Source organism: Clostridium sp. CTA-6 (assembly GCF_054768115.1).
In genome coordinates, this window is record NZ_BAAAAU010000001.1 from 508345 (window position 1) to 521199 (window position 12855).

Here is a 12855-nt window from a genome sequence, read left to right on the forward strand (position 1 = left end):
TAGGCAGTTAATTTTTAATAAGTATTTAACTTAAAAATCTATATTACCATTGATAATGATTAACGCCACCATCTACTCCATTAGTTTTATCAAACCAAGAATCTAAAAGCTCAAACCAATTTCCAACTTTATTTACTCTTGGATCTTGTCCATCTTGGCACCAAGTTAATTTTCCATAAGGAGGTAATCCATTTTGAACTGTATCTATTGAATTATACCAACTTTGAATAGTCCAATGAGGAATTGAATTATAATAACTTGAATATTTTTTATCCCCATCTGGTAGGAATATACTTAATCCATTTTTACCTTCTTTAAATTCTTTGCTAGGGCCACCAAAAGAATAAACTACCATATCATCTATTTTATCCATGCAGATTGAAGCCAATGCTTTAGTTTCATTACTAAAATTATTACCTTCATTTATTTTTTCGCATAAATCATATATATCAAAATAAGGATATTCAATCCACTCTTGTTCATTATATTCATCAAAATAGTGCATTAAATTTGTATTGTTTCTACTTCCTCTTAATTTTTCAATTTCATCTTTTTTATTTTCATTACTTAAATTAACAGCTAAATTGTCTATTGATCTTTTTACATCCTCTACTTTAGTAGCATCATAAAAGCTCAAATGTTGATCATAGCTTCCCTTAGCATGAGTGGAATCCCTTTGTTCTTCTACAAATAATGCTCCTAATTCTTCATTAGTAACAGTTGCAGGATCAAAGTTTTTCTCTTTACCTCCTAAAGTTAAATCATCTTCATTGCTACTTCCTCCACCAGATTTTAATCTACTTAAAATATTATCATATTGGAATCCTGGTCCCCAAACTACAGGACTTGAAGCAACTATTCCATCTGCTGAAAATCCTCCATTACCTGGTCTAAATTGATATGCAACCTCTGCTGTTCCCATTAAGCATGCATCAAAGGCAAGTACATCAACAGATTGCTCCTGTGTTAAAGTATCTGAAATTTCTCCCATATAAAGACAATCTGGACTATTTCCATCATAATGGCTATCATCCCAACAAATTGCTCTGTTTACATCTTGATTATTTTTAAGTTTTTCTTTTGCTCCACCACCATGATTAGCCATTATTAAAACATATTTATCTGCTTTATAATTAGCTTTACAATAATTAATGAATTTTTTAAGAGTATTTGCATCTCCCATATTTGCTTCATAATTACTATTAAGAGTTATTTCTGGAAATTCCTTTCCACCATCTAATCTTTTTGTTGTATTATGCTCAATTTTATATAAACGACCATCTTCAAAATCTTCACCGAAAACTGTTTTGTCACTAGTATATCTTGATGATCTATCTATAAGTGTCACCAAATTTAGATTAGGATTGTTAACATATCCTTTTTTCATTTCTTCAATGTCACTTAATAAAGATGATTCTAAATTATTATCAGCATCACAGTAATACATAATTGTTACCTTTTGATTATTATTTTCTGCTTTTTGTATTTCCTGCCTAATATTGTTTAGATTAGTTTTATTAGAATTATTTACTGAATCAGCATATACAGGTTTAAAACTAAAAAGAGAAGCAGCCACCAAAGTAGAAGTTAAAAGAATAGATAACTTGTTTTTTAACATAATACACATACCCCCAAATTTTATATTTTTGATTTATTATTTAGAATTATAATGTATTTAATATTAATAGAAACACCCCATGTATTTGCACAATATGTACATATTGTTTCCAATTTACATTTAATTCATATTTTTATATTTTCTACATTTCTTTTCATTTTCCTTCCTGTTTTTGAAAAAAAATTAAATTTTTTTATATTTATTTTTATAATTCAAAAACTTGATAAAAATAATTAAGCATGTATTAAATTTTAACAATTATAAATAGAAATAAATAAACAGGTAATTCATAATTAAAGTTACTAATTTTAATATTTCAATTATATATTTGTGCCGTAAATACTAATAACTAAATATATTATTTTTTATATAAAATAACATTTGTACGAAAATCTTCATTTTTATAATAGGCTTTTCTTAATATGTATTATCTAATATATAATTGTATATAAAGGTTTCTTATTATATTGGGGGATGATTTTTTATGATAAATTTATTTACAAAAAAAAATTCTAAAAGTAAAAATAAATCACACTTTAAAGGTGTTCCACCTATATCAATACTTGTGCTTTTATTATTTATATCAATATTAGTTAATTTTATAAAAAATTTACAATATGACAATAGATTATATAATTCTAAGTTACAAGAAAAAATTTATAATTCAATGATGATAAAGGAAAATAGATTGAAAGTTTATTCTAGAAGCATAAAGCTTAATAAAGGCAGTTCTAGCAATACCTGTGTTTATTTTATAGCAGAAGTATTGAGGAGAAATGGAGAAAGTATAGATGATAGTGTTTGTAACACAACTCAGCTTTTACACATAATGAAAAAAGATGGTTGGAAGAAAAATAAAAATTACAAGAAACTTAAACCTGGGGATATATGCTTTACTACGGATGAAAATTTAAATAAGGATGGAATACCAACTCACACTTATATATTTATGGGATGGGCAGAGGAAGGAAAGTATGATTATGCCTATATTTGCGATAATCAAGCTAAGGATTATTCCGGTAGAATATATCACTTGAGAAATATAACAAAAATTGATACTATAAAAGGTAGTACAAAAGAACCTTTTAATTTTTTTATGTATAAGAAAAAAGGCTTTATATCAAAAATGGGGGGTAATTAGTTTGCGTACTTACAATGTACTTGTAGTGGATGATGAGAAAGAAATTAGAGATGCCATAGAGATATATTTAAGAAGTATAGAAAATATAAATATAATAAAGGCAGCAGATGGATTAGATGCATTAGATGTATTAGAAAATAATGAAATTCATGTAATAATATTAGATATCATGATGCCTAAACTTGATGGTATAAGAACCTGTATGAAAATAAGAGAGAAAAATAATATTCCTATAATTATGCTATCTGCTAAAAATGAAGATACAGATAAAATTTTAGGATTAAATATAGGAGCAGATGATTATGTAGCAAAACCTTTTAATCCTCTAGAATTAGTAGCAAGGGTTAATTCTCAACTTAGAAGATATACAAATTTGGGGAATTTTCCTCAAACTGCATCTGATGATGAAATTTGTTTAGATCAATTAGTTATAAATAAAACTAGTCATGTAGTTACTGTAGATGGTAAAAAAATAAAATTAACCCCTATAGAATATGATATATTATTACTTTTAGCCAATAATCCCGGTAGAGTATTCCCTTCTTCACAAATATATGAATATGTTTGGAATGAACCTTCTTTTAAAACTGAAAACACCGTAGCAGTGCATATAAGAAGACTAAGAAAAAAAATAGAAATAAATCCTAAAGAACCTAGGTATATAAAAGTAATTTGGGGAGTTGGTTATAAAATTGATAAATAGTATTAGAAAGCAGGATAGATTAAAAAAACTGTTAGGTAAAAATATAATTATAATATTTTTAATTATTCTATCACTATTGTTTGGTATATTTTTTCTTTTTAGAAATGCAAATTCATTAAACTCTCACATAGAAACAAAAGGGAAAAAACTATCTAATATTAATACCGAACTTGAAAATATAAAAAAAAATAATACTAATTTTAGAACTCTCAGTTATGATGTGTGGTTAAAACAATGTGCTAGTACGGTAAATTTATACATATATAAAAATACAAATTATTTAAAAATCTTATCTCAAACTTCACAAGAAGCTTTAGATAAAAAAAGTAAAGATTTTAAAATCATAAAAGAAAATAATGACTATGATAAATTAGTAAAATTCATAATTATTGATAAGAATAAAAACACTTTTTTAACTAATGATACTAATGACATAGATTTTATTAAAAAAAACATTCAGCTATTTTCCAAAGAAAATGGTGAACTATTTAATTATGTTTCAAATAAAGGTACTTGGTATAACATATCTTATAATTCCGAAAGTTCACCAGCATATAACAGCAATCCTCAACCTATAATGGAGAATCCTAATAATTATATAGAAGCTTATTGGTTTCCTAAAAATTATTCTTATAAAAAAGAGGATTTCAACCTTATAAAAAATATATTAAAAGATGCTGAGGATAATTATAAAAATGATATAACTAATGAGACTAATTCTATTAATGACCTGAAAAAAGATTTAACTAGAATAAACTATTTAATAACACTTTGTGCTTTTATTATTATTATTTTATTACTTACTCTATATTTTATTGGTAAAGAAAATATTCTTAAGGGAATAAAAAATAGTTTTATAATTAGACTATTTAAGTCTATAAATCAATGGTTTGAAACTAGGAGTACTTTTTTCAAAGCAATTGTTTTCAGTATATTTACTTTACCTACAGTAATTATTACTATGAAAATATTATCTGGTGATAGATATATGAAAGATTATGCAGTATGCGTATTATTTTATATAGTATTTATTCTTAGCAAATTCATTAAATTTTGCAATTATATAGATGAAATAATAAAAGGAACAAATAAAATAACTAGTGGAGATTTAAATTTTACAATAAAAGAAAAAGGTGATAAATCACTTTCAATACTTTCTCAAAACATAAACAAAATAAATAAGGGATTTAAAATATCTATTGAGGATCAAATAAAAAATGAAAAATTAAAAAGTGAATTGGTAGCTAATATATCCCATGATTTAAAAACACCTCTTACATCAATAATAAATTATACAGATATATTGATAAAAGAAAAAGTTTCTGAAAGTGAAAAAGAAGAATTTTTAAAAATACTTAATAGAAAAAGCTTAAAACTTAAAACTCTTATAGAAGATTTGTTTGAAATCTCTAAAATAAATAGTGGTAAAGTGGAATTAAATAAAGAACAAGTTGATATAGTAGAATTTTTAAATCAATCTATAGCTGAATACTCTGATACAGAAATCTATAAAAATAAAAATTTGACCTTTATAACAAGAACCTTCTTACCTGAAATTAAAATCAATTTAGATGGAAATAGAATGTCTAGAGTTTTTGAAAATCTAATAAATAATTCTTTAAAATACTCTTTGAGTAACACAAGGATTTATATAGAAATAGAAGATATTGTTAAAGGAATAAAAATATCTTTCAAAAATGTTTCCTATTCTCCTCTTGATTTTGATAAAAAAGAAATATTTGAAAGGTTTACTAGAGGTGATAAGTCAAGGACATCAGATATTGAAGGAAGCGGATTAGGACTAGCTATAGCTAAAAGTATAGTGGAACTTCATGATGGAATCATGTACATTGACTTTGATGGAGACTTATTCAAAGCTATAATTGAACTTTATTATTAATATATGTAATACTATGAGTAAATTAAAATAACTAGATATTAGCATAACAATACTCATATCTAGTTATTTTTAAATATATTAATTTTAAAGTTTTTATGGATGTTTAAACAAAATTTTTAATATAATCATTATTTTATAAAATTATTTGCTATAAAAATAGAATAAACAAAATTATAAATTATTTTAAATTTTAAATTTAGAAATTTCTTCTTTTAATTTATTAGCACTTTCTTCTGATTTTAGAGCTTCTTGAAGTACATCATTTGATTTATTATTAACTTCTAATATTTTACTTGCAATGTCTGTAGTACCTCCCGCACCTTCACTAGCAGCCTGTGCTACTCCTTCTATAGTTTTAAGAACATCCTGCAATGATGCTAAAAGTTCCTCTGAAGTTGAGCTAAAGTCTGTCACAAGGGTATCTACAAAACTAGCATCTTCGCTATATTTATCCGCCACATTTAACATAGTCTTATAATCATTATCCATATCTGTAGACACAAAAGTTAATAGATTGCTTGAACTATCAGAAAGATTTTTCACTGATTCTATTACTTTAACTGTTATACTTTGTATTTCTGTTACTGTATCCTTTGATTGTTCCGCAAGTTTTCTTATCTCATCGGCTACAACTGAAAATCCCTTTCCTGCTTCTCCTGCCCTTGCAGCTTCAATAGCTGCATTTAATGCAAGAAGATTTGTTTGTGATGTTATATTCATTATGGAATCTGAAAGTACATTTATCTGTTCTACAACCTTTGATGATTCTATAGCACTTTCAAGTTCTGCTTTTGTATTTGTAAATATCTCCTTAGCCTTTTTCTGAGAAGCTTGTACATTTGCTTTTGTATCCTCTGCTCTTTTATTTATCTCCCCTGCTTGAGTAGCACCTTCCTGAGATTTTTGTGCAATAGACTGAACAGCTCTTTCTATATCCTGAGAAGTCGCTGACATCTCTTCAGCTGAAGCTGCAGTTTCTTCCATATTAGCAGAAAGTTCTTCTGTAGTTGCAGAAACCTCTTCTACATCATTATTCAAATCTGTAACATTAGTTTTTATACTATCTACAACTGTTTCAATATTATCTACACTTTCATTAACAGTTTTAATAATATCCTTTATATTCTGTATGAATTTATTTAAACTTTTAGCAAGATCATTTATTTCATCCTTAGAATTAACTTTTATTTCTTGAGTTAAATCTCCTCCTCTTTCAGATAACTCATCTAATTCTCCCTTTAAAACATTTAAAGATTTTCTTATACCATTAATAATAAAAATTCCCAAGGCTGCACCTATAGCTGATAATAATAACATTAAAGTTAAATTTATTTTCATAGCAGCATTAAACTGCTTGTCCCCTTTTAAGCTGATCTCTTCTGTTTTACTTTTGTTAAACTGAGCCAATTTTAATAAAGAAGAGGATGCATTATCAAAATATTCCTTCGATTCTCCCCTCATTATTTTCATTGCTTCCTCTGTTTTTAATTGTCTGCTTAAAACAATTACCCTCTTATTTGATTGTAAATATTTATTCCATTCCTTTTCTACAGTGTTAAATAGCTCTTCATCCTCTTTTGAGTTTACACCTTTTTTATAAAGGACTAAATATTTTTCTATTTCCTTACTTTTTTCTTCCATCTCTTTTTCTTTTTCATTCATCATTTCTGCATTGGTAGAAATAATGTGATCATATTCTAATATTCTAAAATCTGAGGTCATTGTATTTAATTCCTCTGAATATATTATGGAAGGAACCCAATATTTTGAAATTTCAGTAGACATCTTATTCACATTATCTAAATTTTTTATAGAATATCCCCCAATAAATAGAATTGCACCTACTAATATACCTACAAGAAAAATTAGCTTACCTTTTATCGTTTTTATCAATTTTATTTCCCCCTTACTGTTATTAATACTTTATTCTATTGTTATTTTTGTGCTCTCCCATATATTTTAAAGACATAATCTTTAAACATATAATAGTTTATATAATTAAAGATATTGTTTATAAATAAACTCTATCTGAACTAAGAAGTTTATAATTTTATAATTAATAATAATATAATTATATTTAAGATAAATATCAATATCAATACTTTGTAGAAAAAACTATAATTATGTATTATATTGATGATTTTTGTAATTTAAAATTTAAAAACAATTGAATCTTTTAATAATCGCAAATAATATAAAACCTATAGAATTTATTATATTTCTATTATTCTACTTATAACAAATCTAGCATTATTTAGTGAAAATTTTCATATAAAAACTCCTTTCTAGTTTTATACTTTTAGTTTTCACTAGAAAGGAGTTCTTAATTTTGCATTTTAAAAAAGTTATACATAATTAATAAAAAATAATTAATCTAAATGTATATGACAATATCCTTCTGGATTTTTCTTTAAATATTTTTGATGGTACTCTTCAGCCTTATAAAAACATTTTAAGGGCTCTACTTCAGTAACTATTGCTCTCTTATAATTTTTCTGTTCCCTAGATTTGCTTTCTGTAATTATATTTAAATCTTTTTCATTTAAGTAAAATATTCCTGTTCTATATTGTGTCCCCCTATCATTTCCCTGTTTATTTAGTACTGTTGGATCTATTATGTTCCAAAATTTATTTAATAGTTCTTCTAAGGAGATAATACTTTCATCATACTTTATGTAACAAGCTTCTGCATGACCTGTAGTTCCACTGCATACCTCTTTATAACTAGGGTTTTCTTTTATTCCATTAGCATAGCCTACTTTTGTTTCCACTATGCCTTTAATTCTTGACATATATTCTTCTACTCCCCAAAAACAACCTCCAGCTAAAACTATTTCTTTCATACTTAACACCTCCATAATTTCTTTAAGAACTCTTAATAACTTCAACTAGCAATTACTTAAACTTTATATATTACTTCATAATTAAGTTTAGAAACACTTTAAAAGTTTATATTTATTCTATTATAGTTAATTTTAAAATCTTTAATATTTCATGTTTCTACTATGATTCCCTACTTGTAGTATTAACTTGACTTAAATAAAAATTCTATATAGATTAAATCTTCCTTTATGTTAAATTAATTATACTATAACCATTTCCATATTTTAATATTTATGTTTAGTGATTTTGAATATCTGTTATATTTTTCTAAAGGCCTAAAGGTGAACTACGATAATATAAAAAATTAATATTATTGGAGGTACTTAATATGTATACCGTTCTTCATATAGAACAAAGCGATTTTTTTTGCAAAATGGTAGAAAATATTTTAAGAGAAAAAAATTATGATTACATAGCTACAGACAGTTTTAATGAGGCTTATAATCTAATAAAAGAATATGACATAGATCTTATAATAACTTCCCTTTATGGCAAAGGTGGAGATATAGAAGATTTTATAAAAAATATTGGATATATGGATTCTAATGAAATACCTATATTTATAGTTACAAGCGATAATGATCATGAGAAGAAGAAAAATCTTCTTAATCTAGGTGTATTTGATTATTTATTAAAAGATGATTTAAAAGAAGAGATTACAAAGCATGTGGATGCAGTATTCCAAGATGATGAATATATGAAAAATTTAAAAGAAGCAAAAATTGCAATTATAGATGATAACTCCTTTGATTGTACTCTAGAAAAAGATATGCTAGCAAGATATGGCATTGAAAATGTAGATTATTATAATTCTGGTAAAGAATTATTTAATAGTAATAAAAAATATGATATGTATTTAATTGATATGGTATTAGAAAATGAGTTTGGAAAAACTTTAATAAGACAAATAAGAAGAAATAATATAAACTCTTCTATAATAGCTGTTACTGTTTTAGACAATAATAAAACTCTATCTAATATTTTAAATTGTGGAGCAGATGATATTATAAACAAACCTTTAGATGAAAACTTATTTATAGCTAAATTAAAGTCTAATATAAGAATCTATACGTTGAATAAAAAAATAAAAAGCATACTAAAAGAAATGAAAAAATAAATAAAATGAAAATATTTGATACTAATAAAATACTTAAAGGCTGTAAATAATTCTCGAAATTTTTACAGCCTTTAAATATTTCTAATTTGATTCTTTTAAATCATCTTTAGCTTTTACACGCCAACTTAAATCTCTAGTTCTATCTCTAGAAATCCAGCATCTTCAATAATTTAAAATTACTATATTTCTTTAATAATAAATTTTATTCTTGCTCCACCATTTTCTTTATTTTCTGCTACGATCCAACCATTATGCTTTTCAACTAAAATTTTTACAATATACATTCCTAATCCAGAGTGACCTTTCTCTTTAGATCTTGAACTATCGCCCCTATAGAATTTTTCAAAAATATAGCATAATTCCTTATCATTAAAACCTGTTCCTTCGTCCTCCACAATAAATTTTATGATATTATTATGTATTTTTACTTTAGTAATTATAGATTTTCCATCAGGTGTATACCTTATGGCATTAGATATTATATTATCTAGTATTTGCTCTAGTCTCTCAGCATCTATAGAAAATTCCCTGTTTAAATCAAAATTCTTTTCTAAAAACAATTTAAATTCTATATTTTTGTCCTTACATAGCACTTTATAATCCTGTTGTTTTTTTTCTAAGAATTCAATTATGTCTACCTTTACAGGAGCTAAATCAAAGTTTTTATTCTCTATTTCTGATGTGAGATTCATATCTGAAATAAGCCTTCCCATTCTCTCTGTATTAGCTTTTATAATATTTAAATATTTTTCTACTCTAATGGGAGCTTTAGTTCCCTCTTCCATAAGTACCTCCACATGTCCTTGAATAACAGTAATAGGAGTTTTCAAATCATGAGCTATGGCTTTTATCATTTCTTTTCTGTCTTCTTCCATAATCCATTGTTTATTTAGTGATTCTTTTAAAGCATTTTTCATCTCTTCAAAAGAAGAAACTAATTTTCCTAACTCATTATTACTTTTATAATTTATTTCAAAATCTAAATCCTTTTCTTTTATCTTATTTGAAGCATCTATTATTTCATTTATAGGCTGTTGAATACTTTTAATTAATTTTCTTGTAAAAATAATTGTAAAAATAATTATATATACAAAAGGGGAGAATGGTAAGAATACTTGAAATACATGAACTATTTTTTCATTTTTATCTTTCTTCACACTTGTCTCAATATTGTATTTAATTATAGCAACGCCTTTCACATTGGAATCACTGTCCAATATAGGTATATACCTTTTAACCTTTGATCCAAAAACACTAGCTCTATCAAGATTATCAATATCTGTTTTATTTATTGATTCTATCAATTGTTTTTTATCTTTTATTATTCTTTCTTTTTCATTTCCATATATAATTTTACCCTCTAGATCTGTAATTTGATACCCTATACCTTTTTGGGGAATTAAACTTTCAAGTTCTAACCTATTTTTATCCTCTAATATATTTTCTCCCTTGCTAACTATAAATTGCTGAATTTTATCAGACTGTTTTTGATAATAGTTATCTGGTTTTAACATAGGATCTTTTCCAAAATACATAGTAAATAAATAGGTACCTATAGTAGCTATTGTACATACCATGCTTAAAAATATAATTAATAGAAAAGTACTTATAGTTTGTGTTTTTAAGGATGCTTTTTTCATATTTTATTTTTCTCCCATCTATAACCTACTTCCCATACCGTAGCTATATGATTAAGAGATGCACTTCTTTTTATAAACTTTGCTCTTATTTTTTTTATATGCTCTGCTACTGTATTTGCATCCCCTTCTGCATCATATCCCCAAACTTTTTCATATATTTGTTCTTTAGAAAATACCTGTTCTGGATGTAATGCTAGAAGTTCTACTATATCAAATTCTTTAGCTGTAAAAATAATCTCTTCCTCTTCATAGTAAACTTTACGACTACTTAAATCTAAATTAAGTTTTCCAAAGCTTATTTTAGATTTATTATTTAAAGGAACTCTTTTTTCTCTTCTAAGATGGGCCTGAACCCTTGCTTTTAATTCCTTTATACTAAAGGGTTTTACTATATAATCATCACCACCTACTGAAAGACCTTTAATTTTATCAACTTCACTTTGTCTAGCACTTAAAAATATTATAGGACAGGATACTTTGTTCCTTATCTTTTGGCAAACCTGAAAGCCATCAATATTAGGCATCATTATATCAAGCAAAATAATATCTATATCTTTATCACAGTATTCTATAGCCTCTCTACCATTACTAGCTGTAATAACGCGATAACCTTGATCCTCAAAATAATCCTTTATAAAAGATACTATATCATCTTCATCATCTACTATTAATATTTTTTCCTGCATATAACCACCTCTATTTTTGCATTTTAATAATATTATAGCATGTACATTTAAATATAATATTTTTCAAGTTTCATACTCTATAAATTAAATTAGATATAAATTAAATTTATAAATACAAGTTCTAAACAGTTATTAGCTCTAACTTTTAGTAAAAAAGTCCCCCAAGTCTTAAGCCTAATAAATCCTCAATATATAAAATACTGATTAAGTTTATATCTCTTAAACCAAGCAGTATGAAAGTATAAAAATATAGCAATAACATAAATTATGCTTATGTCTTACTCTTTAGCATTTCAAATCTTTTCTAGTAAAAATCAATGTACTTAAAAAACTGCATATAAGTAGACAGGATACAACTGGAATATAAAAATCAGCTCTTTTTCCTAAACTTAAAAGTCTAATTATATTATGAAAAGGTAAAAATATAATTTGCAGCCCATGTCCTATATATATTCCTCCTATTAAAGAACATATAAGGATTAAGACGGCTGCCACAGATTTAGATACCATTGAGGAAATTAAAGAAGCTAAAGCTAAAATTGCAATACTTACAAAGTACATCAGTGCTACAACTTTAAAATTATATATAAAAGCTCCTAATTGATCATAAACTTTAGGTATATTGTAAAAGTTAGTTACAGTTGCCCTAGGAAATAAAATATAGCCACTAATTACAGAAAGAATAAAAAATACAACAAATATAACTAATGAAAATAAACTTTGAACTATCAACTTAGAAAACCATAACTTAATTTTACTATAGGGTCTTATTAATATAAGCCTATAAGCGCCAGATTCATACTCTCCACTTAAACTATCTATAAAAAGCATTGGAAGAACTATTAAAAATAGAATTAATGCTAAATCTTTCATTACAAAAATAGGTAAATTTAAAGAATTTATCTTTGCAGATATGTCTGGAGTATAAAAACCTATACCTCCTCCAAAAGTTTTATACCAACAGATACTAAATATAAAATTAACTAAAATTAGAATAAAAGAAGCTCTATTCTTTTTTCTTCCTCTCATTCTTAAAAATTCGCTAATAATTAACTCTTTCATAAATTATCTTTAGTGAGAGTGCATATTATAGATACAAATGCTCACTAAGTATTCACTTCCTTTCCATTGTATAATAAGAATCTTTTTAGATATAGAATAATTCTT

General features: G+C 25.5%; 10 protein-coding genes. 4 read left to right on the plus strand and 6 right to left on the minus strand.

Annotation, left to right across the window (positions count from 1 at the left end; genetic code table 11):
* Positions 1-43 precede the first annotated feature (43 nt).
* Positions 44-1618: a clostripain gene (gene cloSI, locus ACYUDJ_RS02210; RefSeq protein WP_043031944.1), complete on the minus strand. Its 1575-nt coding sequence runs from the start codon at positions 1616-1618 to the stop codon at positions 44-46.
* A gap of 484 nt (positions 1619-2102) precedes the next feature.
* On the opposite strand from cloSI, the gene ACYUDJ_RS02215 reads away from it, so the two are divergent.
* Genes ACYUDJ_RS02215 through ACYUDJ_RS02225 form a run of 3 tightly spaced genes read left to right on the plus strand, consistent with a single transcriptional unit; the run spans position 2103 to position 5362 of the window.
* Complete coding sequence (locus tag ACYUDJ_RS02215; protein ID WP_043031945.1) at positions 2103-2759, plus strand: hypothetical protein; 657 nt, start codon at positions 2103-2105, stop codon at positions 2757-2759.
* A gap of 1 nt (position 2760) precedes the next feature.
* Positions 2761-3462: a response regulator transcription factor gene (locus ACYUDJ_RS02220; protein WP_042384956.1), complete on the plus strand. Its 702-nt coding sequence runs from the start codon at positions 2761-2763 to the stop codon at positions 3460-3462.
* On the plus strand, positions 3452-5362 hold the full coding sequence (locus ACYUDJ_RS02225) for a sensor histidine kinase (protein WP_043031946.1): 1911 nt from the start codon (positions 3452-3454) through the stop codon (positions 5360-5362). Before ACYUDJ_RS02220 ends, ACYUDJ_RS02225 begins: the two co-directional genes overlap by 11 nt.
* 183 nt (positions 5363-5545) lie before the next feature.
* Here the strand turns inward: ACYUDJ_RS02225 and ACYUDJ_RS02230 are convergent, their stop codons facing one another.
* Together ACYUDJ_RS02230 and msrA are read right to left on the minus strand one after the other, a co-directional pair.
* Positions 5546-7255, minus strand: coding sequence for a methyl-accepting chemotaxis protein (locus ACYUDJ_RS02230; RefSeq protein ID WP_003485794.1), 1710 nt, complete (start codon positions 7253-7255; stop codon positions 5546-5548).
* 476 nt (positions 7256-7731) lie between these two features.
* A complete protein-coding gene (msrA, locus tag ACYUDJ_RS02235) occupies positions 7732-8205 on the minus strand; it encodes a peptide-methionine (S)-S-oxide reductase MsrA (protein WP_042384950.1) in 474 nt (157 codons plus the stop codon).
* A gap of 368 nt (positions 8206-8573) precedes the next feature.
* On the opposite strand from msrA, the gene ACYUDJ_RS02240 reads away from it, so the two are divergent.
* The gene (locus tag ACYUDJ_RS02240; protein ID WP_043031947.1) at positions 8574-9362 is read left to right on the plus strand and encodes a response regulator; all 789 of its coding nucleotides are present in this window, start codon (positions 8574-8576) and stop codon (positions 9360-9362) included.
* Positions 9363-9541: 179 nt separating this feature from the next.
* Here the strand turns inward: ACYUDJ_RS02240 and ACYUDJ_RS02245 are convergent, their stop codons facing one another.
* The 3 genes from ACYUDJ_RS02245 to ACYUDJ_RS02255 all read right to left on the minus strand — a co-directional run bounded on the left by ACYUDJ_RS02245 (position 9542) and on the right by ACYUDJ_RS02255 (position 12750).
* Positions 9542-11002, minus strand: coding sequence for a HAMP domain-containing sensor histidine kinase (locus ACYUDJ_RS02245; protein ID WP_003485788.1), 1461 nt, complete (start codon positions 11000-11002; stop codon positions 9542-9544).
* Entirely contained in the window at positions 10999-11688 is a 690-nt protein-coding gene (locus ACYUDJ_RS02250; RefSeq protein ID WP_043031948.1) for a response regulator transcription factor, read from the minus strand. The genes ACYUDJ_RS02245 and ACYUDJ_RS02250 overlap by 4 nt, the downstream gene beginning before the upstream one ends.
* Before the next feature lie 285 nt (positions 11689-11973).
* Positions 11974-12750: an ABC transporter permease subunit gene (locus ACYUDJ_RS02255; RefSeq protein WP_003485782.1), complete on the minus strand. Its 777-nt coding sequence runs from the start codon at positions 12748-12750 to the stop codon at positions 11974-11976.
* Positions 12751-12855 lie beyond the last annotated feature (105 nt).

Bases quoted from the DNA above. Each gene is read 5' to 3' on its own strand.
- ACYUDJ_RS02250 (WP_043031948.1), bottom strand. From the start codon at position 11,688: ATGCAGGAAAAAATATTAATAGTAGATGATGAAGATGATATAGTATCT.
- msrA (WP_042384950.1), bottom strand. From the start codon at position 8,205: ATGAAAGAAATAGTTTTAGCTGGAGGTTGTTTTTGGGGAGTAGAAGAA.
- ACYUDJ_RS02255 (WP_003485782.1), bottom strand. From the start codon at position 12,750: ATGAAAGAGTTAATTATTAGCGAATTTTTAAGAATGAGAGGAAGAAAA.
- cloSI (WP_043031944.1), bottom strand. From the start codon at position 1,618: ATGTTAAAAAACAAGTTATCTATTCTTTTAACTTCTACTTTGGTGGCT.
- ACYUDJ_RS02215 (WP_043031945.1), top strand. From the start codon at position 2,103: ATGATAAATTTATTTACAAAAAAAAATTCTAAAAGTAAAAATAAATCA.
- ACYUDJ_RS02245 (WP_003485788.1), bottom strand. From the start codon at position 11,002: ATGAAAAAAGCATCCTTAAAAACACAAACTATAAGTACTTTTCTATTA.
- ACYUDJ_RS02240 (WP_043031947.1), top strand. From the start codon at position 8,574: ATGTATACCGTTCTTCATATAGAACAAAGCGATTTTTTTTGCAAAATG.